The sequence below is a fragment of the Affinundibacterium macrobrachii genome (assembly GCF_014652415.1).
Lineage (GTDB): Bacteria > Pseudomonadota > Gammaproteobacteria > Burkholderiales > Burkholderiaceae_D > Undibacterium > Undibacterium macrobrachii.
Window position 1 is genome coordinate 74429 of record NZ_BMYT01000005.1, and the last position, 23744, is coordinate 98172.

19 protein-coding genes are annotated in these 23744 nt (G+C 44.8%); 10 read left to right on the forward strand and 9 right to left on the reverse strand.

The window, feature by feature from the left end; all coding sequences use genetic code 11:
* The first annotated feature begins 45 nt into the window (after positions 1-45).
* From IE103_RS14440 to IE103_RS14455, 4 genes are all read left to right on the forward strand, one after another.
* Positions 46-1050 carry a class 1 fructose-bisphosphatase gene (locus IE103_RS14440; RefSeq protein ID WP_189346840.1) on the forward strand — a complete coding sequence of 335 codons (1005 nt, stop codon included), beginning with the start codon at positions 46-48 and terminating at the stop codon, positions 1048-1050.
* 399 nt (positions 1051-1449) lie between these two features.
* Complete coding sequence (locus IE103_RS14445) at positions 1450-3177, forward strand: alpha-keto acid decarboxylase family protein (RefSeq protein ID WP_189346841.1); 1728 nt, start codon at positions 1450-1452, stop codon at positions 3175-3177.
* 59 nt (positions 3178-3236) lie between these two features.
* Positions 3237-5249 (forward strand): flavin monoamine oxidase family protein, encoded by a 2013-nt coding sequence (locus IE103_RS14450; RefSeq protein WP_189346842.1) that lies wholly within the window; start codon positions 3237-3239, stop codon positions 5247-5249.
* A gap of 289 nt (positions 5250-5538) precedes the next feature.
* On the forward strand, positions 5539-6117 hold the full coding sequence (locus IE103_RS14455; RefSeq protein WP_189346843.1) for an outer membrane beta-barrel protein: 579 nt from the start codon (positions 5539-5541) through the stop codon (positions 6115-6117).
* Between the two features lie 123 nt (positions 6118-6240).
* On the opposite strand, the gene IE103_RS14460 is transcribed toward IE103_RS14455, so the two are convergent.
* From IE103_RS14460 to IE103_RS14485, 6 genes are all read right to left on the reverse strand, one after another.
* Entirely contained in the window at positions 6241-6729 is a 489-nt protein-coding gene (locus tag IE103_RS14460; RefSeq protein ID WP_189346844.1) for a hypothetical protein, read from the reverse strand.
* 20 nt (positions 6730-6749) lie between these two features.
* Positions 6750-7067 (reverse strand): hypothetical protein, encoded by a 318-nt coding sequence (locus IE103_RS14465; RefSeq protein ID WP_189346845.1) that lies wholly within the window; start codon positions 7065-7067, stop codon positions 6750-6752.
* A 264-nt stretch (positions 7068-7331) separates the two neighbouring features.
* On the reverse strand, positions 7332-8846 hold the full coding sequence (locus IE103_RS14470) for an aminotransferase class V-fold PLP-dependent enzyme (RefSeq protein ID WP_189346846.1): 1515 nt from the start codon (positions 8844-8846) through the stop codon (positions 7332-7334).
* A gap of 252 nt (positions 8847-9098) precedes the next feature.
* On the reverse strand, positions 9099-9560 hold the full coding sequence (locus IE103_RS14475) for a YeeE/YedE family protein (protein ID WP_229827302.1): 462 nt from the start codon (positions 9558-9560) through the stop codon (positions 9099-9101).
* 16 nt (positions 9561-9576) lie between these two features.
* Positions 9577-10017 (reverse strand): YeeE/YedE family protein, encoded by a 441-nt coding sequence (locus tag IE103_RS14480; protein WP_189346847.1) that lies wholly within the window; start codon positions 10015-10017, stop codon positions 9577-9579.
* Positions 10018-10349: 332 nt separating this feature from the next.
* The gene (locus IE103_RS14485; RefSeq protein WP_189346848.1) at positions 10350-11009 is read right to left on the reverse strand and encodes a pyridoxamine 5'-phosphate oxidase family protein; all 660 of its coding nucleotides are present in this window, start codon (positions 11007-11009) and stop codon (positions 10350-10352) included.
* A gap of 106 nt (positions 11010-11115) precedes the next feature.
* Between IE103_RS14485 and pdxR the strand changes: the two genes are divergently transcribed.
* The 4 genes from pdxR to IE103_RS14505 all read left to right on the forward strand — a co-directional run bounded on the left by pdxR (position 11116) and on the right by IE103_RS14505 (position 18417).
* On the forward strand, positions 11116-12579 hold the full coding sequence (pdxR, locus tag IE103_RS14490; protein ID WP_189346849.1) for a MocR-like pyridoxine biosynthesis transcription factor PdxR: 1464 nt from the start codon (positions 11116-11118) through the stop codon (positions 12577-12579).
* A gap of 157 nt (positions 12580-12736) precedes the next feature.
* Positions 12737-13558: a translesion DNA synthesis-associated protein ImuA gene (imuA, locus tag IE103_RS14495; RefSeq protein WP_189346850.1), complete on the forward strand. Its 822-nt coding sequence runs from the start codon at positions 12737-12739 to the stop codon at positions 13556-13558.
* A complete protein-coding gene (locus tag IE103_RS14500; protein WP_189346851.1) occupies positions 13473-15110 on the forward strand; it encodes a Y-family DNA polymerase in 1638 nt (545 codons plus the stop codon). The genes imuA and IE103_RS14500 overlap by 86 nt, the downstream gene beginning before the upstream one ends.
* Positions 15111-15258: 148 nt before the next feature.
* Positions 15259-18417, forward strand: a complete 3159-nt coding sequence (locus IE103_RS14505; RefSeq protein WP_189346852.1) for an error-prone DNA polymerase — start codon at positions 15259-15261, stop codon at positions 18415-18417.
* Positions 18418-18422: 5 nt separating this feature from the next.
* Here IE103_RS14505 and IE103_RS14510 read toward each other — a convergent pair whose 3' ends face one another.
* Together IE103_RS14510 and IE103_RS14515 are read right to left on the reverse strand one after the other, a co-directional pair.
* Entirely contained in the window at positions 18423-19898 is a 1476-nt protein-coding gene (locus IE103_RS14510; RefSeq protein WP_189346853.1) for an aminoacyl-histidine dipeptidase, read from the reverse strand.
* A 195-nt stretch (positions 19899-20093) separates the two neighbouring features.
* Complete coding sequence (locus IE103_RS14515; protein ID WP_189346854.1) at positions 20094-20783, reverse strand: GNAT family N-acetyltransferase; 690 nt, start codon at positions 20781-20783, stop codon at positions 20094-20096.
* A 111-nt stretch (positions 20784-20894) separates the two neighbouring features.
* On the opposite strand from IE103_RS14515, the gene IE103_RS14520 reads away from it, so the two are divergent.
* Positions 20895-21614, forward strand: coding sequence for a hypothetical protein (locus IE103_RS14520; protein WP_189346855.1), 720 nt, complete (start codon positions 20895-20897; stop codon positions 21612-21614).
* Positions 21615-21644: 30 nt separating this feature from the next.
* Here IE103_RS14520 and IE103_RS14525 read toward each other — a convergent pair whose 3' ends face one another.
* Positions 21645-22250 carry a YdeI/OmpD-associated family protein gene (locus IE103_RS14525; protein WP_189346856.1) on the reverse strand — a complete coding sequence of 202 codons (606 nt, stop codon included), beginning with the start codon at positions 22248-22250 and terminating at the stop codon, positions 21645-21647.
* Between the two features lie 240 nt (positions 22251-22490).
* On the opposite strand from IE103_RS14525, the gene IE103_RS14530 reads away from it, so the two are divergent.
* Positions 22491-22964 (forward strand): hypothetical protein, encoded by a 474-nt coding sequence (locus IE103_RS14530; RefSeq protein WP_189346857.1) that lies wholly within the window; start codon positions 22491-22493, stop codon positions 22962-22964.
* Positions 22965-23744 lie beyond the last annotated feature (780 nt).

Below are 23744 nucleotides of genomic sequence, written 5' to 3' on the forward strand. Positions count from 1 at the left end.
TCGCCAACAAAAAGATCATTAGATTTATTTTAAAGAAGGAACAATATGAAACGCATTAGTCTGACCCGTTTTCTGGTCGAAGAGCAAAGGCTCAACAATAATATTCCTGCAGAGTTACGCCTGTTAATTGAGGTGGTAGCACGTGCTTGCAAAACCATTAGTCACGCGGTTGGTAAAGGTGCATTGGGCGAAGTCTTGGGTACAGCGCATTCAGAGAATGTACAAGGCGAAGTGCAAAAGAAACTCGATATTTTATCCAATGAAATTTTGTTAGAAGCGAACGAGTGGGGCGGTCATTTGGCGGCGATGGCGTCGGAAGAAATGGAAACCATCCATCCAATTCCCAATCGTTATCCACAAGGCGAATACATGCTCTTGTTCGATCCACTTGATGGTTCTAGCAATATCGATGTGAATGTCTCGATTGGTACTATCTTCTCGGTTTTGAAAGCACCTGAAGGCATGGGCGCACCAACAGAGCAAGATTTCTTGCAAAAAGGTAGCCAGCAAGTCGCAGCAGGTTACGCCATTTATGGCCCGCAAACGATGTTGATTTTTACCACTGGCAATGGCGTGAATTGCTTTACCTTAGATCGTGAAGTGGGTGCTTGGGTACTGACTGAACGTAATATTCAAATTCCGGTGGATACGCAAGAATTTGCAATCAATATGTCGAATGTGCGTCACTGGTATCCGCCAGTAACACGTTATGTGGATGAAATGTTGGCGGGTAAAACTGGCCCACTGAATAAAAACTACAATATGCGCTGGATCGCTTCGATGGTGGCGGACGTGCATCGCATCTTACATCGCGGCGGTATCTTCATGTATCCAGCCGATAAGCGTGAACCGGACAAGGCTGGTAAATTACGTTTGATGTATGAAGCCAATCCTATGTCGATGATCGTGGAGCAAGCGGGTGGTGCGTCAACCGATGGCAAGCAACGTATGCTCGATATTCAACCAAGCGCATTGCATCAGCGTGTGCCAGTGTTTTTAGGCTCTAAAAATGAAGTGGATTTGATTACACGTTATCATTTAGAAGGATGAGCTAGAACTAGCCAGTAAGTTCTCCAAAGAGGGACTTTAACTAGAGTCGGGTGTTTAACTTAGAAGGCACAGACAGAGAGTACTCTGTCTGTGCCTTTTTTGTTTTAGCGTGTAAGCGAATCATTAACACGTTAAATTGGTGAGTCTCTATTCACTTGGAACTCGCTGAATAGTTGTGATTCCTGATTCAAAATTGCTTGCCGCGCAATTTGAATTCCCGCTGTAGAACAATCCTAAGTTCCACCCTTTAAATTCGATATTTTCAAAGATGATTTATTAACTGGCATGTAATTTGCTGTTGTTGAATTTGCGATTGTCAACATGCTTATGCTGATTTTTATTGATCAGAATTTGTAAGCCTGAGATCGCCCGGTTAATTAATCACAAGGAAGATATCTCATGCGTTCTCAACCATTTACCGTAGCCGATTATCTGCTAACTCGTTTACTGCAGCTGAATGTCACCGATGTGTTTCAAATTCCTGGTGATTACGTTAAACATTTCACCCAAGCTTTAGAAAATTTCGATGGCATCAACACGATAGGCGCGATCAATGAATTAGATGCGACTTATGCAGCCGATGCTTATGCGCGTACGCGCGGTCTTGCAGCAGTTTCCCTGCAATATGGTGTTAGTACTTTTAGTGCTTTAAATGCGGTCGCTGGTGCCTATGTTGAACGCAGCCCTATTGTCGTGATCAGTGCTTGTCCGGGCGCAGATATGCGCAATCAAACCAATATGTACGGCATGATTTTTCATCATTCCACTGGTAATTTAGATGCTGATCAGAATGTGTTCAAGAACGCCACCGTTGCAGCAGAAACTTTGAGCACCTCGGTGGGTGCTGCCGAAAAAATTGATGCCTTATTGATTGCCGCACTCACGCATCGTCGTCCTGTGTATATCGCTTGCTACAAAGAAGTGTGGGGGGAACCTTGCCCACGCCCATCGTCAACGCCGTTGAAAGCGGCGCGACTAACAAGTGAAAAACTCGCTTTAGAAAATGCAGTGGAATTGGCATGGTCGCAAATCACTGCGGCGAAAAAGCCATTGATCTTTGCTGGCGTGGAAGTGCTACGTTTTGGTCTCAGCAAGTTACTACAAAAGATCATCGACGCCAGTGGCATGCTCTATACAACGAGCACTTTGGGAAAAACCGTGGTCGATGAAGTGGGCGAGCAATTTATTGGAACGTATGCTGATCAAGCTTCTATTTCCAGTGTGATCACAACGGTTGAACAAGCCGACTGCATCATTTCACTGGGCACGATTTTGACTGATGACTATTTGTGGCTGATGGAAAATAAATACCCTCAAATGATACAAAGTTCCATCGGACAAATGCGGGTCGGTTACTTCCAATACGATGGCGTGTTTATGGAAGACTTTATGGAAGCGCTCTTAAAGCGTTTTAAAAAATCCAAGTCCTACCCGTTAAAAGTACAAGCGCCAGCTAAGCCAGTTTATCCGGAACCTTGGTTATCGAACTCAGATGCGCGTTGGAAAGACAAGCCAGAAGTCATCACCTACAACCGCTTCTTCCAGCACACCATGAAATTCTTGCTGGACCAAAAGATGATGGATGACATCGTCATGGTGTATGGCGTGAGTAGCGCGATGTATGTTGCCAGCAATGCGATCGGTATGAAGCAAGGCAGCTATATCAGCTCCGCTGCTTGGCAATGCATAGGATTTGAAACTGGAGCTGCCTCTGGCGCACAACTAGGTAGCGGCAAACGCGCGCTAACGATCGCTGGTGATGGCGGCTTTATGATGGTCTGCCAATCTTTATCTACCTTGGCTCGCAATAACTTGAACTCAGTGATCTTTGTTATGAGTAACGGCGTGTATGCGATTGAACAAGTGTACGTTGATATCACCGCCTTTCAGGCAGGTCCTCAGCACAAATTTGATCGCTTCGACATCTTGCCCAAATGGGATTACATGGCGCTGGCGCAAGCCTTTGGCGCTAAGGGATTTAAAGTCGAGACGGTAGAGGAGTTGAAACGTGTTTTACCACTGATTAAAAAAATCAAATCACAGCCAGTCTTGGTGGAAGTTTGTATTCCAGAGAAAGATTTACCTCAACAGATGGCACGTTTGGGTAACGAAACTTTACCTGTGTAAGCAGGTATTTACTAAACAGCAAGCGATCAATCATTCTAATTATTTAGTCGGAGACTTTCATGGCAAAAGCAAATTCAAATGCAAAGACATATTCCATCTTTGGTGCTGGTGCTGCGGGCTTATACACCGCATGGCGCTTACTCAATGGCGAGGTCAAAAACAGCAAAGATAAAAGTAAAAAGCTCGCAAAAGGCGATACTCTAGAGCTCTACGACTGGGGGCGATACGACTTTTCTAAAGCCTTTCCCGGTACTCGCGCTGCGGGTGCGCGTATCTGCACTTGGCACTACAAAAATGATCAATCACAGTCCTACCTAGAACTCGGCGGTATGCGTTATTCCGATTGGGATATGAATGCAAAAGATGCGAACAACGGCACTGCACCCGGCCATCGAGTCGTTACGACCGTTATCAAGCAATTAGGGCTCGACAAATATTCTGTGCCATTTAATGAATCGACGAACCCTCTTTACTATTTGCGCAGTAAGAACTTTTTTTTAAATCAAATTACCTCACAAAATCCCGCGCCTTATCACGTTGATCATTATGGCGCAGATGGCGCGCCAGATAATGGATTCTCAACCTTAGAGAAATTATCAGTGAGCAAAAATCTGACCCGTCGTCAATGGGATACTTTTTATCGTGACGGCGTGATTAAGGTGGAAACGGGCGATGCTTCTGTTTATCAAAAAGGCGATAAATTAAAAGACATCGGTTACTGGAATTTGATGTACGACCAATTAGGCAGCGAAGGTTATAACTATGCAGCGGACGGCAATGGCTATAGTTCCAACGTGATCAATTGGAACTCTGCTTACGCATTTCAAGCGAATAATGAGTTCACCCCGGGGAATCAATATAAGACGATTAATATCGGCTATTCTGGCATGTTTAACGCCCTGTTCGAGCAAATCGTCAAGCTCGCCAGAGCGCAGGGCGTGATCTTCAACTATCAACCGAATACGCGCCTGCAATCTATCGTTGCCAAAGATAAAGTCATTCACTACAGCTACGCAACACGTGAAAATCCATGGAAAAAAGCTGACACCAAAACTACCGATGCTGCGTGGTTAGCGATGCCGCGCCACGCGATTGAGCAGGTGGCACAAGGTTCTCGCTTTGATGCTGACGCCGGCGTGACTGATGTTCTCAATCACCGCAAAGTACAGTTGTATTTAGAGGCCGCAATCATGCAGCCATCGTACAAAGTTGGGATGTTTTTTGATACGCCTTGGTGGACTGCGGACGCAGAAAATCCACCGACTTATATGCCGCAATTAACAGGCTATGAGGTGACGCAACGCGCAGTAGTGCAATTAAAGGCTATGGGTTTGTCGAAGGCAACTTTGAAAGCATTAAGTAGTTTAGTTGGCATTCCTTATGCGAGTTCTGCAGACTTGATCGGTGCAGTGGAAGCGATCACGGAAGAGCGTTTAAGTCTTAAACATGAAAACGCTTTGCTACAAGTGACTTTGAATAACACGATAGGCCCTAGCGTGACCGACACGCCAATTCGTCAAGTCGTGTATTTCGGTAATAACGCCAGTGATACCAAAGCTAAACCTATCTATGGCTTGCTAGCCAGCTATGATGATGAAGTCTATACGACATTTTGGAAAGAGATGGAGCTAGAGCCAAATCAAGAGCAGCACATTCCTACGAATGAAAATGTACAAACTTTGCAAGGCCCGAAAAAGGTTCCAGCACGCATGGTGAAAATGTTGCGCAAACAATTAGCCGAAATTCATTTTGGCCCTAATTCAGATTACAGCATGGTGCCAGCACCAGTTGAAGCTGCTTATATGGATTGGTCACTGCCACCTTTTAATGCTGGCTACCACGCATGGGCGTCGCATTTTAATATTGGTGATGTACAACAGAAAATTCGTAAGCCTTCGCAATTGATGGAAAAAACCGATGTGAATATTTTTATTGTTGGTGAAGCGTATTCGAATGATCAAGCATGGGTAGAAGGAGCTTACTGTACTGCAGAGTCAGTGCTGAATGATTTCTTCGGTATCGAGCCAATAATCGATAATCGTGAGTATCCGTTTATTTGTTCCGCGAAGTAAGACTTGATTGTGGAATTGGTTTGGCTAGATAGAATCACACCGAGATTTTATGTAGCCAGTTCTGTCTATTTGATGTCGGTTAGCAATGCCTTCGTACGAAAATTGATGTGTACTTTTTGACTGAAGGTACTGTATTTTAATACCACTTAGTTTATACAAGACGACTTAGTAAAACAAATTTCGATTTCTTTGACCTCAACACTAGACTCGCTTCCATGTTGTGCACAGCGATGAAAAGCAGTGCATACATTGAAGCAGCTGGTTTTGATTACTTTTAATAGAGGTTCATATGTTGAAGAAAAATTTGTTTGTGTCCCTGTTGTTGGTTGCTGGTTTGGGTATCGGCGCTTCCGCTTCTGCACAAGTTTATGTTGGCGGTACAGTTGGACAATCTAAATGGAATGTCGATTGCAATCAATCTGGTGTGAGCTGCGATAAGACAACGAATTCATACAAAGTGATCGGTGGTTATAACATCGATAAAAACTTTGCAGTAGAAGCAAGTTACTTCTCCTTAGGTAAAGTAAAAGCAAATGCCGCGATTGGTGCAGTTAATGCATCAGCAGAAGCGAAGGGTACTGGCTTTGAATTGGCTGGTGTGCTCAAGCATGACTTTACTGAAGAATTCGGTGGCTTCGCGAAATTGGGTGTTGCGCGTGTTTCCGTTGATACAAAAGCGAACGTTCCATCAGCGTTTTCATTCTCTGAAGATACGAAATCAACGCAGCCTGTCGCTGGTTTAGGTTTGACTTATAAAGTCAGCAAAGAAATCGCATTGCGTGGTGAGTTTGAGTCACGCCGTGTAAAAATCGGTGACGAGAAAAATACAGTTAATAATTTCTCAGTTGGTGTGCAATACACGTTTTAATTTGGCGTAGTTGTTAGCTGTTTTTTTGAAATAGATCTTACCGGAAATTACGTTGTTAATCGCAATATCAAGGTAGTACGAACGCGCAATCAATTAACGCTGATTGCGCGTTTTTTTGAGCATTTAGTCGAGGCGTTGAAAACCTTGCTCTAGCCACTTGGATGCGGAAGATGGATTTAATTTGAAATCGGGGCGGACTTTAATTTTCGCAATCTGTTCGCCATTGGTATCGAATGCACTTAGATAAGCGTGTGGGTCATCTTCATCCGGAATGATTTGTAAACAGATTTTGTAATCAGTGTTATCTGCATTGAGCACTAAACTTTTGTTTAGGCTGGCATGCAGTTGCTGTTCATGACGGCGTACAAACTCACTCGCAGTTTTGACTAAAGTATTAAATGCGTTGTGATCTAATGGTTTAGGATTTTTTTTGTCGCGTCCCATTGTCCATGGACCAATTAGTGCTGCTTCCGCTTCACCATCTTTGTACATCGCAACTGCCCAGCCATCATCCTCTTCATTTTTTATCACGCGCGCGGTCCAGCCTTTCGCTTGCCAAACGCGTGCTTCTTGAATCAAAGAATCTTCATCGGATGCTATTGTTTCAGACATGTAATCTCTTATTTGCTTATTTATTTGTTGGATGTTGTGCTAAATACTTTGACGATACTTAGGCCTTCACTACCTGTATTGCAAGTATAAATACCGTCTTTTAATTGTATAAATTGTTCTGCATCCAAATCGACTGTTTGGCCATTCACCATCAAAGAACAACTGCCTTTGAGTACATACAAATGAAAGCTATGCGAAGCCTTAATAGTGATACTTTGATTGGCTGCATAGGTATTGTTGTAGAACTTGAAATTTTCGCTTGGGCGATGTTGCTGACGTACGCTGATTTCTGAAATAGCACTATCGTTGATTGCAGACCAGGATTGAACTTGTGACATGGAATTCCTTAAAAATGAGTTAAATGCCGATACAGCAGAGCGCTGTATCGAGTTGGCATTTAATTGCGATGATTCTGAGAGCTTGGAGGTGATAAGAACAGGACGTGCTTAGTAGTCTGCGCGACAGAAGAAAGCACAGTATACGTGAAATTGGTGATTTCTTGAATTCTTAAGACGTTTGCTAAATGAATCTGTTCGACCCAATGATCGCTTACCCGTTAGTGATTTAGGGATTTGGGTAAGCGATACAGCGTCATTGACGAATTAAGCTGCGAACCAGTTAGCCACCATAGTTGCTTCGACTGGTTTTGCTTCTTTGTGTAAGAACTCGTTAGTCGCACAGTCGTAACGATATGCTGTTGCCCATTCTTGGTGTTGCTCTGCTAATTGTTTGATGCTGGCGCAAACATAAGCGATTTCAGCATTGGTCGTCGTCGGATGAATCGACATACGTATCCAACCAGGTTTGCTCGTTAAATCACCAGAGCTAATTTGGTCAGTGAGTTTATGTGAAGTTTCTTGATCAACGTTGAGTAAGTAATGACCGTAAGTTCCCGCGCAGCTACAGCCGCCGCGGGTCTGAATGCCGAAACGATCATTTAGTAGTTTAACGCCAAGATTAAAATGTAAATCTTGGATGAAGAAAGAGATCACACCAAGACGATTTTGATGTTGAGGGGCGAGTATAGCTAAGTTGGGGATTTTTCCAAGTTCAGCAAATACAAAATCGGTGATTTCTTTTTCGCGAGCCAAAATATTGGCAACGCCCATTTGCTCTTTAAGTTGTATGGCTAATGCAGTTTTGATGACCTGTAAAAAGCCGGGCGTACCGCCATCTTCACGGCTTTCAATATTATCGATGTATTGATGTTCACCCCAAGGATTAGTCCAAGTTACGGTGCCACCGCCCGGGCAATCTGGCACCATATTGCGATAGAGTTTTTTATTGAATACCAACACGCCGGAAGTGCCAGGTCCACCTAAAAATTTGTGCGGTGAAAAAAAGATCGCATCCAAATAGCATTCCGGATCAGCTGGATGCATATTGATTTCAACATAGGGGCCGGAGCAAGCAAAATCCACAAAGCACAAGCCATTATTTTGATGCATTAACTTAGCGACTTCGTAATAAGGAGTCTTAATCCCAGTGACATTTGAGCAGGACGTAATGGACGCGATCTTCATTGCTCTATCTTGATACTTGTGCAGTAAAGCTTTTAAGTTATCAATACAAAACAAACCTTGTTCATCGGCTGGAATCACTTCAACATCGGCAATCGTCTCCAACCAAGAAGTTTGGTTAGAGTGATGCTCCATGTGTGAGATAAAAACGATGGGACGTTTATCTTTGGGCAGGGAGAAATAGTCTTTTAAGGATTCTGGTACTTTGAAACCAAGAATCCGTTGAAACTTATTGACTACGCCCGTCATGCCCGTGCCGTCATTGATCAACACATCGTTGTCATCGGCATTTACATGCTTCTTAATAATGTGTTTGGCTTCGTGATACGCCAAGGTCATCGCAGTACCGGAGATGGTTGTCTCGGTATGGGTGTTGGCAACAAATGGACCAAATACATTGATTAGCTTCTCTTCGATCGGGCGATATAGGCGTCCACTAGCTGTCCAATCGGTATAAATAATATTTTTGGTGCCGTAAGGTGACTCAAATTGTTGATCGATACCGATGATTTGTTCTCTAAATGGCGCGAAGTGTTGTTCAAGTGCGCTAGCGCTAGTGACGGGTGCCGAAGAAGCCGAAGTTGCTACGTTATCCATTGCGATGTTTCTCTTGATGAAGAAGCGAGGTCGAAAAACACGATGTTAACATAAGCTTATGCTAGTGGGGAATTTACAAATTACGAGAAAGTCTATTGATATATTCGAATAAGTTGCTTCTTTAGATATAAAAATGCCCCGTTTGGATTTTCTACTTAGAAAATCGCACGAGGCATTTTTTATTAAGACGACAGTTTGTGATGTCCTTGTTCTTACTTATTTTTACGATGAGCTAAATTTTTTTAAGAAAAATTAGTCGTCGTTATAGTCATTGATTTGGCTAGGATTGCGACGCGCTGTTATTTGGTTGAAGCGATCAGCAAGCCACATTCCTAAGCACATCGTCAGTACAAATGAAGCGCCTTTAGCAATGCCTGCGCCGAGTAAAATAATGCTTGGGCCAGGACAAATTCCAGCGATTCCCCAGCCTATTCCAAACAACAAACTGCCAACAATTAAACGACCATCAATATCCGTTTTTTTAGGAAAACGAAGTGGCTCGCCGGACCACGCTAAGGTCTTCTTTTTTAGGATAGTGAACGGCAAAATAGCGATGCCGATTGCACCCGCCATGACCAATGCCAAAGATGGGTCCCAAGCACCAAATAAATCTAGAAACGCCAACACTTTAGTTGGGTTTGCCATGCCAGCAATGATCAAGCCTAAGCCAAAAATAATGCCACTGATTGCAGCGATGAAAACGTTAATCAACATAAAAAATTAATCTCAATTAAAGGATGTGGCGAATTAGTGCAACTGTCGCGAAACCCGCAGCCATAAACACGATGGTGGCGATGATAGAGCGCGGTGATAAGCGTGAAATGCCGCAAACGCCATGTCCACTTGTACAGCCAGAACCGAGTCGGGTGCCGAAGCCAACGATGAGGCCAGCGAACAAAATTGCAGACCAATCTAGTTGCATATCGATGGCAGGCAGTTCCGCAAATAGACTGTACAAAAAGGGGCTAATAGCGAGCCCAAGAATAAATGCAAGACGCCATGACCATTCGGATTTGTTGGCTTGAAATAAGCCGGTAAAAATGCCCGCAAGAATACCTGTCACACCTGCAATTCGACCAATTCCTGCCATCAATAAAACTGATGCTAAACCGATTAATAAACCGCCACTGATTGCAGTAAACGGCGTAAATTGTTCCCATGCGATGTGCATAGATTGTCCTCAAAAAGTAGTCATTAGGTTGATTTTTAAATAGTAGCTAGGCGGAGCGTATTGAGTATTCGTTTACGGATAAATCGCAGGTATCAGATGCTGATCATCTGAGCAAAAAAATGCAATATCCAATCCCATTATTCAATCTTTAGGCCTAGCTATTGATTGCAAGGGGGGAGGAAAAATTATCTTGTGCCGCTTGCTTTAAAAAATCTAAAAATAATTATAGAGGGAAAAAAAGAAACAAGTGGTTTGGTGCAGACGTGAGAAAAGCAGCAAGGGCGGGGAAAAGGGAAACAGTTGCCGTGATGTTTCCCACATTTGTTAACGTTTTAGTTTGTTTGATGCCAGTTCTTGACATATGCAGGTGCAGCCTGTGTATTACGTTCATGAGGAATGGGCGGCAGTGCTTGACGACAAAGTGGTAAGACGCCTGCCCAAACAGTTTGTGCCATGTCATCCTCATCGTCGTTTGGACCGCCGCTGCGTTGTTTGCATGCTGCCTCGGTCAAAGGAATGCGCATGACGGTCGTTCCTGACAGTTCGGCGTGATTGCCAGGGCGTGCCTCTTGCTGACGACCGGGGGCAATTTTATCCATGAATGCGGCCATTGAAGCAGCTTTGCATTCGCCATCTACACGCTCAAAAATGCCATAAATCATCGCTGAACGATAATTCATCGAGTGATTAAATGCTGCGCGTGCTAGGACTAAGCCATCTAAGTGGGTAATGGTCACGCAGGCTTGTGTTTCACGCATCAGAATCTTTGCTAAACGGCTAGGATTCGCTGCATGAATATATAGAAAATCAGCTTCGCGCCAGCAAGCAGTGGGAATGCAATGACTACCTTTGTCATCGGCAAACGCAACATGGCAAAGATAGGCCTCGTCAATAATCGCGTAAAGCGTATCTTTATCGTAGTTGGCATTGTCGGCAATTCGACGTACCTGCGTACGTTCGCTGGGGGCGGTTGCATTTGTACTGCTCGTCATCGTAGCGTGTCCTTAAAAGTATGTTTGGTGAAAACTACATGAACTATAATCATGTGCTGGTTCTAACTCAAGATCCACTATATCCATATTTTTTAGGACTACATAAATGGACTATGTTTTATTGATAGCGCGATATTCCAAAGAACGAGATAAAGCATGGTCAGCACAAAAGACTTTACATGCAGCCTTAAAAAATGCAATTCAAGATGGTGCACTAGCCGCTGGAGCTCGTTTACCCTCTAGCCGTGTGCTAGCACAAGAGTTAGGAATTGCCCGTAACACGGTGGTGTACGCCTACGAACAACTAGTAAGTGAAGGTTATTTGAGCACTGATAGGCGCGGTAGCGTGGTCAATAGTATGGCGGTGATCGCTAGGCAGTTGCAGACCCTGACGTCAGACATTGAACCCAGCGTGAGTCTGGCACGCCGTGCACAAAATCTCATGTCCTTACCTGTCGCTTCGGATTTGACGTCGGGATTTGCGCCCGGTGTGCCAGCGTTGGCAGATTTTCCTATTGCCTTATGGCGAAAAAATTTAGATGCAACTTGGCGACAGCTATCGGTAGCGCAGCTTGGCTATGCGGATGCATCAGGTGAGTTGGTATTGCGCTCAGCAATTGCTGAGCATCTGCGTGCTTCACGTGGGGTGGACTGTGATGCAGAGCAGGTAATTATTACGGATGGTACGCAAAGTAGTTTGAGTTTATGTGCACATGCTTTGGCGGATGTCGGCGATAAAGTGTGGATAGAAAATCCCGGCTATGTGGGTGCGCAAATTGCTTTTCGGTCTGCGCAGCTCAAGTTGGTCGGTATTGCGGTCGATCAGGATGGTATTGCACCCAAGGCCAATGATTGGCTATTACATTCACCTAAATTTGTGTATGTCACACCCTCGCATCAATATCCTACAGGTCAGGTATTGAGTTTAAGCCGGCGTTTGGAGTTGATTCAACAAGCGCGCTTGCATGGAAGTCTATTGATAGAGGACGATTACGATAGTGAATTTCGTCACGATGGACCGCCACTTCCAGCTATGCAGGGACTTGTTCCGAATGCGCCAGTCATTTACTTGGGAACGTTTAGTAAAACACTGTTTCCTGCGTTACGTATCGCTTATCTCATTTTGCCGAAAAATTTAGTGATGACGATGCGCGCCCTAGTCGCAAAAGCATCTTTACGCGGGCGTTCTGCTGATCAGATTTGTTTGGCAAAGTTTATATATGACGGTCATTTTCTACAGCATTTACGGCGTATGCGTCGTTTGTATAGGCAAAGACGCGATGTCTTGGTGGATTTGTTGCAGACGCAATTGGGAGACATTGCCAGTGTGTATGGCGATACGGCGGGGATGCATCTGTCTTTATGCTTTCATGATGTCAGCTTAAGCGACCAAGCGCTTAGTCAAGCTGCGTTAGCCCAAGGCATTGTGGCGCCAGCCTTGAGTTCGCATGCAGTAGGGCAGCGACGGCAAGCTTGGTCGGGCTTGATGCTAGGTTATGCACAGGTGCAGGCGGACGAGATGCCTAGTTTAGTGACTAGGTTGCAAAAAGTTTTGCGTTGCCAGTGTTGAATTATTTAGGATTCCATTTTCATGGAAATGATGGAAATTCAGACGTAAATTTAATTATTAGTTAGCTTGAAAGACAATGAAAAATAATCTAAACAAAGCTTTGAAAAAGCCTTAAACAAGGAATATACTGTATATCCATTCAGTATTTTTTCTTGTTATGTTTTCCGCTACATCACCACGTTCTCATGTCAATTTGGAAAATCTGCATCCGTCTTTATGGCGCGCATCGCAGTTGGGGCGTAGCTTTGGCGATTATTTGGACTGTGTATATCCCTCGTTGGCCAAGGAATTGCCTGGAGCAGGCTGGCCTTTGGCGAATCTAATTGAATTAGTGGTGCAGCAAGCTGGCAGTGGGGAATTGCAATTACTGAGCCCGGCATTAGCGCAATTAAAAGAGGGCAGGATCATTTTTTTGAATCCACCTTATCAACCGCAAATTCTGGCACTTTCTGCTTTGCGTCTAGATTTGTCGCGGGTGTTATGGCTACCGTGTAGCAAGCCGCAAGACGCTTTGTGGGCAGCAGAGCAGATTGTAAAGAATCAAGCTTGCAGTGCCTTATTGCTGTGGCAATCGACGCGACATCGATTTACCGCTGATGCTTTACGTCGCTTGCATTTGGCAGCGCAAGCGGGGCGGTGTTTGTTTTGTCTGATACGTCCGTGGGAAAGTCAGTTCAGTCCTTCGCCCGCGCCATTAAGGCTAAAACTATCACGCCAGCATACGGGTTTACAAATTGAAGTGTTTAAACGACGAGGGGCGCAGCAGATCAAGCCCATTGTGTTACCAATCAAGGATTTCGTCCCGCAATGTTTATCACCAACGAGTCAGTCTGATAGCCAACCTGATAGTCAATTTTATAGTCAATCCCAGCGCCAGCTTCATAGTCAACATCATGCCAAGCTTGATTCCCCCATTGTGGATAGCCATTTACCTACCGCAGCTCGCGCTGGAGGTGTTTCATCCGCATTGGTGGAGTAATAGTTTTAGTGAAGCTCAAGATGCTCATCAGCGTGATCAGCAAAATCAGCAAACAAGTCATCATCTGGTCGTTTGCGAGCAGCAGCGTATTTATGCTTTGAGTGATGCGCTTCGTGTGTATGGTTTATTGCCTGGCATGCGGCAAAACAGCATAGGCTTATTGTGCGAACAAGCTGTGATCAAACAACGTGATCTTGAATTAGAAAAAGCATTGCGTCAGCAAGTGGCGATGAGTCTTTTACAGTATTCGCCACAAGTATGTTTTTGCGAAGAGCATGCCGATATTATTCAGATCGAGGTCGCTGCTAGTTTACGTTTATTTGGTGGCATACGACGATTGTATCGCCGTATTCGACAAGACTTATGTCACATGGGACTTAGTGCGCAAATTGGGATTGCACGTAACGCCAGCGCGGCTAGTTTATTGGCGCAAAAGAATACACAAATACCCGTATATTCAAGCGCACAAAAAACATCGATAAAAACATCAGCAAAGTCGGCCAGCAAGCCAGTGCGATCGCGCCAGTTGCAAATCTGTTTAAGCAATCGACACTTAGCGCGACATTTGGATGTTTTACCCTGTTATTTACTTCCAAGCGCACAGGCTTATCTTGATTGGTTGCAAGGCATCGCGTGTACTGATTTGGGGACATTACACCATTTGCCCCGAGCTGGTTTGCAAAGGCGTTGTGGTAAAGCCTTGCTGAATGCTTTGGATATTGCGTATGGAGAGCAAGTCACCTTGCATCAATGGATCACGGTTCCTGACCGTTTTCATGCGCGTTGTGAGTTACCTGACCGCATCGATAAAACCGATACCATTTTTCATTTCACTCGCGGTTTGGTTTTGCAATTATGTGGTTGGCTGAATCAGCAACAAAAAGCCATCAAGCAATTTAGTTTGATCATTGAACATGAACGCGGTCGTCAAGCACTTGCACCAAGCTTATTGCCGATTTCATTAGCGCAAGCTTGCTGGCAAGAAGAACACATCACACGTTTGTTAAAAGAAAAACTCGCCCATTGGCAATTAAGTAGCGTGGCGATTGCGATACGTTTAGAAGTCAAGCAGATAGAAGCACGACAAGCGTTCAATACTTCTTTATTTCCTGATCAAACTAGCCAAAGCGAAAGTGAAAGTCGTTTGTTAGAACTCTTGATCGCTCGTTTAGGTGCAGATCAAGTGTTGCAAGCCGCGCCGTGTGCGGATCATCGCCCTGAAGTCGCGAATCGTTGGGTTTCGGTATTGGAAAGGTCCGCTGGTAAAGCGCAGATGCCAGCATTTAATAATCCACGTCCGAGTTGGTTACTGAAAGTTCCTCTTGCACTCAATGTCAGGCAACACAGCCCTTACTATGGCTCGCGTTTAAAACTATTGTCGGCAGCAGAACGGATAGAAGCAGGTTGGTGGAATGGGCAACTGGTGACTCGCGATTACTTCATTGCTGAATGCAGCAACTACTATCGTTATTGGATTTATCGCGAACGCATAGGGCAAGAAAAACTCATGCAAGAAGATGAGGCTTGGTTTTTGCATGGCGTGTTTGGATAAGCATTTTTTGTATTTGCAAATGTTGGGCATATTTAAGCCGAATTAATAAACGCAGTATGGGTATTCATAAATACCGAATCAATAAACGTAAAACTAATAAATACAGAACCAATAAAAGAAAAATCAATAAAAGCAGCAGAAAATCATTATGCTCCCTCACTACGCCGAACTTTACTGTCAAACCAATTTTAGTTTTTTACATGGGGCGTCGCATGCAGAAGAATTGATTGCGCGTGCAGTTAAACTGAATTATCAAGCACTCGCAATCACTGATGAGTGCTCGCTGGCTGGCGTGGTGCGCGCGCATGAAGAAGCGCTGAAACACGATTTTCCTTTGATTATCGGTAGCGTCTTTCAATTAGAAGCAAGCTCACTAGAACCTCAGTTAGCGCAGATGCGGATCATCGCGTTAGTGCAAAATCGCGATGGTTATGGCAACCTTTGCGAATTGATTAGCTTAGCTAGAATGCGTGCGAATGTAGTTAAAGGTAGCTATTTGCTTACTCCTGAAGATTTGAGTGATCCACCTCAAGATTTACAGCATATCGCGGGGCTACCTGATTGCTTATTAATTTTGGTGCCAGCCTATCCACTCCAGCCAGAAATAGTGCGAGCGCAGGCCGCATGGATGGCGCGTCATTTTCCGCAGCGTGCTTGGTTAGGTTTACATTTGTTAACGCAAGCGATGGACGACTGGCAACAGCAACAATTGCAAAGCATAGGACATGAATTCGGTTTGGCCGTTGTTGCTATCGGCAATGTATGTATGCATGTACGTTCACGCAAACCACTACAAGATACCTTGACAGCGATACGCTTAGGCAAAGCAATCGCGGATTGTGGTTATGATTTAGCGCCAAATGCAGAGCAGCATCTGCGCTCACGTTTACGCTTGGGGAATATTTATCCTGCATCTGCGATACAAGAAACTTTACGCATCGCCGATTTATGTCAGTTTTCATTGAGCGAGTTGCGCTATGAATATCCAGATGAACTGGTGCCACAAGGACAAACCCCAGCTTCGTTTTTACGCCAAGAGGTCTATGCCGGTGCGCAACTACGCTATCCGAATGGCATTAGTGCAGCGACGAAAAATAAAATTGAATATGAACTGCATTTAATTAATGATCTCGCCTATGAAGCTTATTTTCTAACGGTGTATGACATTGTGCGCTTTGCTCGTTCGCAAGATATTTTGTGCCAAGGGCGTGGCTCTGCTGCTAATTCAGTGGTCTGTTATTGCTTGCACATTACTGAAGTCAGTCCAGAAAATGGCATCTTATTATTTGAACGATTTTTATCGAAAGAACGTGGCGAACCACCCGATATTGATGTTGATTTTGAACATCAACGACGAGAAGAGGTTATTCAATATCTGTATAAAAAATATGGTCGACATCGTACCGCGTTAGCGGCTGCGGTACATACCTATCGGCCGCGTGGTGCTTTGCGTGAGGTTGGTAAAGCGCTTGGTGTGGACGCACATTTAATCGACAAACTCGCCAAATCTCAGCATTGGTTTGATAGCAAAGAAGCTTTGTTAGAACGTTTTAGTGAAAGCGGTTTAGATCCGCAATCGATGATCGCGCAGCAATGGGCTGATTTGGTGAATCAACTTTTAAAATTTCCAAGACACTTATCCCAGCACAGTGGCGGCTTCGTGATTGCGCGCGATAAATTAACGCGTTTGGTTCCTGTTGAAAAAGCGAGTATGGAAGGGCGCAGTATTATTCAATGGGATAAGGATGATTTGGAGGCATTGGGCTTACTCAAGGTCGATGTGTTGGCACTGGGCATGCTCTCCGCCTTACAAAGAGCATTTAAATTGATGCGACAAATCCCCGGTTGCCCACAACGGATGCAAGATATTCCTGTAGAAGACGTTGTTACTTACGACATGATTTGTCGAGCCGATACGATTGGTGTTTTTCAAATTGAATCACGCGCTCAAATGGGTATGTTGCCACGTTTGCGGCCTCGTTGTTTTTATGATTTGGTAGTGCAGGTCGCGATCGTGCGTCCTGGGCCAATTCAAGGTGGGATGGTGCATCCTTATCTTAAACGCCGACAAGGATTGGAACCAGTCGTTTATCCCACAGCAGCGATAGAAAAAGTTTTATCACGCACTTTAGGTGTGCCGATTTTTCAAGAACAAGTGATGCAAATTGCGATGGTCGCCGCTGATTTTACACCAGGTGAAGCCGATGAATTGCGGCGTGCAATGGCAGCATGGAAGCGCAAAGGTGGACTCGCCCATTATCAAAGCCGTATCGTCGACACCATGGTAAAAAATGGTTATGAAAAAGAATTTGCGCAAGCGGTATTTGATCAAATGCTAGGCTTTGGTGAATATGGATTCCCCGAAAGTCATGCAGCTAGTTTTGCTTTATTAACCTATGCGAGTTGTTGGATTAAGTGTCATCAACCTGCGGTATTTTTATGTGCGCTACTAAACTCGCAACCGATGGGATTTTATTCGCCATCGCAGTTAGTGCAAGATGCTAAACGTCACCAAATTAGAATACGACCGATTGATGTGATGTATAGCGATTGGGACGCGAAGTTAGAAGACTTACCCTTACACAGCCATAGTGAACAACAAGCTGCGGTACGCTTAGGAATGTCTTTATTGCGTGGTATGTCGCAAGCGGCGGCAGAGCGGATTAGTCATGCGCGCCAGCAAGCGGCCTTTCACGATATTCAAGATTTAGCACGTCGTGCACAATTAAATCGTGCAGACCTCGAAGCTTTGGCTGATGGAAATGCTTTAGCTGCATTGACTGGTAATCGTCATCAAGCACTATGGCAAGCAGTTGCTGCCGTTCCTGACAAGGATTTACTGCGCCCTACAACGCTTGCTGAATCACCAGCGCAGCTCAGTACACCTAGTGAGGCACAAGAAATTTTGCGTGACTATCACAGCACAGGTTTAACTTTACAGCGGCATCCAATTGCTTTGCTTAGACCGCGACTTTTAAAACAGCGCTTTTTACCGGCAGAGGTTTTGCATACGTTTCAAAATAAACAGTTCGCACGTGGTTGTGGGCTAGTGACAGTTAGGCAGCGACCTGGTACTGCCAAGGGCGTTTTGTTCATTACGATAGAAGATGAAACTGGGCCAGTGAATGTGATTGTCTGGCCAGCTTTGGTAGACCAATTTCGGCATGAAGTATTGAATGCCAAGTTGTTGGGTGTCTATGGCATTTGGCAAACCGATGGAAAAGTACACCATCTGGTTGCCAAACGCTTGGTCGATATGAGTCACTTACTCGGTGATTTTGTTGCACTTAGTCGTGACTTTTGTTAGCGCATTTATTTAGCTGGGATACGCTCTAAAACGGCCAACAGCAAAGTCCAATATTGGCCAACTGTTTTAATATTCACCATTTCATCGGGGCCATGTGGAAAGCGTATTGTCGGGCCGATAGAAACCATGTCTAAATGCGGATAGGGCTTTTTGAATAAACCACATTCTAATCCAGCATGAATCACCATAATTTCTGGCTCGCGTTGATAAATGCTTTCATAGGTGTCTTTGACAATCGCCATCACAGGAGAATTATTGTCTGGCTTCCAACCTGGGTAGCGACCTTCAAATTGCACGCTAGCACCAGCCAGATCGCATAAAGATTGCAATTGGCTTTCGATATATGCGCGGCCACTATCAATTAAAGAACGTACCATGCACACCACGCTAATATGGTCTGCTGCGGTACTTACTACACCGACATTGAGTGAGCTTTCTACCACGCCAGCTACTTCATCACTCATACGCATCACGCCATTTGGGCATGCATTGATCAAATGAATTAACTGTTGTTGCGAATTGCTGCGCAATACTTTTTCTGGCGCTGTGCAGTCGCTGATAGTTAATCGTAGATTCGGTTCCGTCGCTGCCAATTCTGCTTGCAAGATCGCTTGATATTGCGCGACACGTTGTTGCAATAAATCGAGTTTTTCAACTGGCAAAGTAAAGCTAAATTGTGCCTCACGTGGAATCGCATTACGTAGTGAGCCACCTTGCGCTTGACTAATCGCGATGCCCAATTCAACCGCATGTCCGGCAAAAAAGCGCGCCAATAATTTATTTGCATTGCCGCGTCCTAGATGAATATTGACGCCGGAATGACCACCTTTTAAGCCAGCGATACTCAGGGTGTAGGCTAAGTGCGCTGGATCAGCGTCTTGCCATTGCACAGGTAATTGGATTTTTGCATCGACACCACCAGCGCAACCCATATAGATTTCGCCTTCTTGTTCAGAATCGGTATTGATTAAAATTTCTGCTTCTAAGATGCCAGCTTGCAAACCAAATGCACCAGACATGCCAGCTTCTTCATCCACCGTCAGCAAGACTTCAAGTGGGCCATGTTTGATGTCGGATGCACCTAAAATGGCTAAGGCCGACGACATGCCGATTCCGTTATCTGAACCTAGCGTGGTGCCACGTGCTTTGACCCATTCACCATCAATCCAAGCTTCAATTGGGTCAGTCAAAAAGTCATGGACTTTATCGGCATTCTTTTGCGGCACCATGTCGAGATGCGCTTGGATCACGACAGTTTTTCTATCTTCCATCCCCGCTGTTGCTGGTTTGCGAATAATTAAGTTACCGACTTGATCGACAATCACAGGCAGGCCACGTTCTTTTGCCCACGCTTGGATATGGGCGCTTAATGCTGCTTCGTGCTTGGAAGGATGCGGAATGGCACAGATTTGTTCAAACCATTGCCAGAGTGGCTGAGGGAATAATTGACTGAGTTCAGATTGTGTAGTGGGCGTTGTCATCTCGGTATCTCGGTATCTGGGAATTGCGGTAAGCGCCGTGCGGCGTAAAATGCAAGAGTCGAGAGTTTACCATACCGATGTGAGCGGACTGCTTGATGAAAATCTAGTAAGTTTATCGCTAGAAGCTGGCGGATCGCTTAGTCTGTTACTTGATTGGTGAATTCGACATGCTGATTGCATACCAAAGCAATATAACTATTCACAACGACGAATCACGCGCACTGCTGTCTCACAATAGTCATGAAAACCCATGCGCAAATACAAGGCGTGTGCCGCGTCATTGCTGCGCATTACATGCAGAAAGGGGATTTCATTCGCTAATAACTGACGGCGAATAATTTTATGCATTAAGCGTTTAGCCCATCCTTGTCCTTGGTAGTTCGGATGCGTGCAAACACCACTTACCTCGCGATAGGGTGGGGCAAAACTACGTTCGCCCGCCATTGCAACTAGCTTGGTGTTATCGAAATAAGCAAGATACTCACCCAGTTCAATCGTTCGTAATCCGAATGGTCCGGGATTGGTCAATTGTGCTAATGCCATGGCTTGTTCGGCATCTTGCTGATTGAATGGATCTAAACGACGTGCTTGAAACTCCGGCTCGTCTGGCGGTATTTCACCATCCCACACCATGCGATACATGGTGCTTTCAGCGACAAGCTGCCAGCCACTAGGGATTGTGCCGCTCCATCCAGCGCAATAAAATTGTTCGCCAAGTTCGCAATAGGGTGTAATGGCTTGAAAATCAGGGTGCTGCGCATCTGCAAAGCCGAGGATAGGAGAGAAGCCTTTTGCATAGCGTCGCGCACTCGCTTCACCTTCAGCAAAATGCACTTGTGCACCAGATAAACTGTGCCAAAAGATATTATCGAGTAGTTGTGTCATAGCGAATTGCGAGATTATTTGTTATCAGTCTAGCAGAGCATGCTAGTTTGCTCGTTACAATAATAACGACTATTAACGACTATCTTCCTTTTTTAAAGCTTGCGAATCGGCATGAATCCTTACCAGACCTTAAACTCCCCTATCTTGAATGATGTTGGCTTAAATTGCCATGCTGTGTTTGCCATTGCGGATTTGTCCGAGGAAGTTAAAACAATCTTGTTTGAACGATGTCCGCAAGCAAAGAATTATCAACAGTTAATTTTGATTGGTCACGCAGGTACGCAATTTTGGCAATCATTGAATCAGCATGTGACTGATGTTGCGATTCAGGCGCATCCAATCGACACCTTTACCATAGCGACCGTGCAGCAGTTCTTACAAACAGAGTATCCATCAGCGTCTTATGAAATCGTGTATCCAGGCGCTTATATCGTGAATCTGCAGGATCTTGGTAAGCTCGCTGGGTGGCATCACGCATCACCGTTCATGGTTGGTGTGAATACGCACTTTGGCTCGTGGTTTGCTTATCGTGCACTGGTTTTAGCCAATACCAATCTGCCGATCACCGCAGCGATCCGGACCGCATCACCCTGCAACAGTTGCGAAGAGACTCCATGCACTCATGCTTGCCCGCCACGTGCTTTAGATGATGGTAAATTTAATTTAAAAGCCTGCTTAGACTATCGGTTGCAGGAAAATTCAGCATGTAAAAATACTTGCTTGGCGAGACGCGCATGTCCGGTCGCGAGCGAACATCGTTATACCGATCAACAAATGCAATTTCACTACGGACGTTCGATGAAAATGATAGAGATTTACGCAAAAAAATGATTTACATTTTCGGCGCGAACATCATGCGGCTTAACACTTCTCGTACTTCCAGTTACGACGTTTACCTTCTGCCATCCAGTCTATCGCTTGTTGTAATCGTTTCGCACGAGTAGCATCAGTTTTTGCCTCGGTATACCAAGCCACATACTCTTTTTTCTGCGAATAAGGGAAGGCATTGAAAGTCGCCATCGCCGCCGCATTTTTCTGTAACTCGCTTAAAAAATCCGGTGGAATTTCAAGATCTTTCTTTTCGTTTTTATCTTTATTACGCGATGGCAGCTTGGCGCCTGAGTCGTGTAACTGCATTGCCTGCTTGAGCAATTGGATAAAAGCAGCATCATCAGGTAATTCCGATAAGCTGGTAATACGCCCAAATTGCCCCATAGCTTTTTCTAGCTTGCTATCAATCTGCAATAATTCGCCATACCAAAAACCTAAGGCACAATGCTTCTTGAATGCAGCAAAGTGGCAAAAGATGCTGCCATTGTATTCAAAGTGCGGCATGCTCCATTTAATCGTTTCACTGACATCCGGACAATGCTGATGCACCATAGCACGAATATGCCGCAATATCGGCTGCGCGAAATCAGCAGATTTTTCTATGTAGGTGTCGATGCGAGGATCGGTATTGTTCATTATGAGTGGCCTTGAATCGATATTAGAAAAGGTTCTAAATTATGGGCGTAATAGTGACCTATAAAAATACGACCGCACTTGCCAGTGCAATGCACTTTTTTCGGTTTAGTTATACATGAAGTTTATACAGTATAACGAATTTGAATCAAGTATCATGCGGGTTTCAAGAGGTTTGAAACAAATTGTCTTTTTTGATAAGTCAAGTTAATATGTGTTTATGATAAATTGAAGTTGTGCGTCATGATGACCAAGCAATCAGTGCTCGAAGAAATAGATGAAGTATTCGGACCCGTTATCCGACCTAATAAATTTACGTTAGAAGATGGTGACCCTGAGTGCATGGACCACAATGCGCTCCTTCAATCTAGGGCACGGGAAACGTTGAGTCTTGATGATGTTGGGAATGCTGGGTACGACCCATTGTGTGAATGTTTGCCCGAAGGTATTGCCTATTTTTTTCCGACACTCGCTCGCTTTGCTCTATCTAGTCCGGTAAATTCATTCAGTTGGTACGGTGGACAGTTGATCTTTCATCTTTCATACAACGATAGAGAGAACAGATTTCTTTGTTATTGCTCGAAGTTGCAACGTGCCGCAGTTGCTTCGCTACTTAAATACATCATCGATAATTGTGAAAATTTGATTCGCGATGATGGAGCCGAGATGGAGGAATTTAAGTCTTGTTATTTAATGTGGAAAAGTGAATGCTATTGATGACCAACATGACATTCGAAAATGACACGCGAACGAACTTCCATCTCTAGAAGCAGTTATAAACAATTGCGAATGATACGGTCGTTATTGTGAATAGCTTTATGTTAGCTGGAGAATATCACCGTGCCCAGATATCTCAGGTTTGAAGCTGTGTGGTGGATCACGGGAAACGTGGTACTACTTTTTTTCTGGGCGGGGGTGGCTTGGATCAACTGGCCTTGGCCGAACTATGGTTACTGTGACTTCTGGCCGCCGCTCACTTGGGACTTTGTTGCGGGCTTGGTTCCGAATTTTGCCTTTCTCATCTCGGCGGCTGCAGTTCTGGTCGCGGTTGTCAGAGCGGCGGCTACTCGCACCTGGTTTGGGCTCTTCGCTACTATTGCAACTGCACTCGTTTGGTTTCTTATTGCTCAACATGATTTCGTACCAGATGCGCCCCCAGGAGACGGCTGTTACGACCTCAATAGCGGTTCGCTATCAAGTACATCGCAAGGGCAAGGCCGTGAGCAATAGAGCGTCAAGCCCAGATTGCCGCCAGTGGCGCTTCAAGTTCAACAGTTGAGGCCTATGAAATTAACTCCAACGATTCGTACTACGAGTGATCTACTTCGAAAACCAGAGCGCGAAAACTACAGAGTTCTTTATGCGCGCAATGCACTCCACAAGGCCGACCACTTTCTGAACTTCCGCATCACCACCGACTCAATGCAGGATCACCTATTAGAGCACCTTGGACAGGTTCAAGCAGGTACAGTTAAAGAGTTCCGAGAACGTTGGCAA

Excerpts from the sequence above, each read along its gene's own strand:
- IE103_RS14480 (WP_189346847.1), bottom strand. The coding sequence starts at position 10,017 with ATGCACATCGCATGGGAACAATTTACGCCGTTTACTGCAATCAGTGGC.
- IE103_RS14530 (WP_189346857.1), top strand. The coding sequence starts at position 22,491 with ATGATGACCAAGCAATCAGTGCTCGAAGAAATAGATGAAGTATTCGGA.
- IE103_RS14470 (WP_189346846.1), bottom strand. The coding sequence starts at position 8,846 with ATGGATAACGTAGCAACTTCGGCTTCTTCGGCACCCGTCACTAGCGCT.
- IE103_RS14485 (WP_189346848.1), bottom strand. The coding sequence starts at position 11,009 with ATGACGAGCAGTACAAATGCAACCGCCCCCAGCGAACGTACGCAGGTA.
- IE103_RS14460 (WP_189346844.1), bottom strand. The coding sequence starts at position 6,729 with ATGTCTGAAACAATAGCATCCGATGAAGATTCTTTGATTCAAGAAGCA.
- IE103_RS14525 (WP_189346856.1), bottom strand. The coding sequence starts at position 22,250 with ATGAACAATACCGATCCTCGCATCGACACCTACATAGAAAAATCTGCT.
- IE103_RS14510 (WP_189346853.1), bottom strand. The coding sequence starts at position 19,898 with ATGACAACGCCCACTACACAATCTGAACTCAGTCAATTATTCCCTCAG.
- IE103_RS14465 (WP_189346845.1), bottom strand. The coding sequence starts at position 7,067 with ATGTCACAAGTTCAATCCTGGTCTGCAATCAACGATAGTGCTATTTCA.
- IE103_RS14505 (WP_189346852.1), top strand. The coding sequence starts at position 15,259 with ATGCTCCCTCACTACGCCGAACTTTACTGTCAAACCAATTTTAGTTTT.
- IE103_RS14455 (WP_189346843.1), top strand. The coding sequence starts at position 5,539 with ATGTTGAAGAAAAATTTGTTTGTGTCCCTGTTGTTGGTTGCTGGTTTG.
- IE103_RS14520 (WP_189346855.1), top strand. The coding sequence starts at position 20,895 with ATGAATCCTTACCAGACCTTAAACTCCCCTATCTTGAATGATGTTGGC.
- IE103_RS14475 (WP_229827302.1), bottom strand. The coding sequence starts at position 9,560 with ATGTTGATTAACGTTTTCATCGCTGCAATCAGTGGCATTATTTTTGGC.
- IE103_RS14450 (WP_189346842.1), top strand. The coding sequence starts at position 3,237 with ATGGCAAAAGCAAATTCAAATGCAAAGACATATTCCATCTTTGGTGCT.
- imuA (WP_189346850.1), top strand. The coding sequence starts at position 12,737 with ATGTTTTCCGCTACATCACCACGTTCTCATGTCAATTTGGAAAATCTG.
- IE103_RS14440 (WP_189346840.1), top strand. The coding sequence starts at position 46 with ATGAAACGCATTAGTCTGACCCGTTTTCTGGTCGAAGAGCAAAGGCTC.
- IE103_RS14500 (WP_189346851.1), top strand. The coding sequence starts at position 13,473 with ATGCCAAGCTTGATTCCCCCATTGTGGATAGCCATTTACCTACCGCAG.
- pdxR (WP_189346849.1), top strand. The coding sequence starts at position 11,116 with ATGGACTATGTTTTATTGATAGCGCGATATTCCAAAGAACGAGATAAA.
- IE103_RS14445 (WP_189346841.1), top strand. The coding sequence starts at position 1,450 with ATGCGTTCTCAACCATTTACCGTAGCCGATTATCTGCTAACTCGTTTA.
- IE103_RS14515 (WP_189346854.1), bottom strand. The coding sequence starts at position 20,783 with ATGACACAACTACTCGATAATATCTTTTGGCACAGTTTATCTGGTGCA.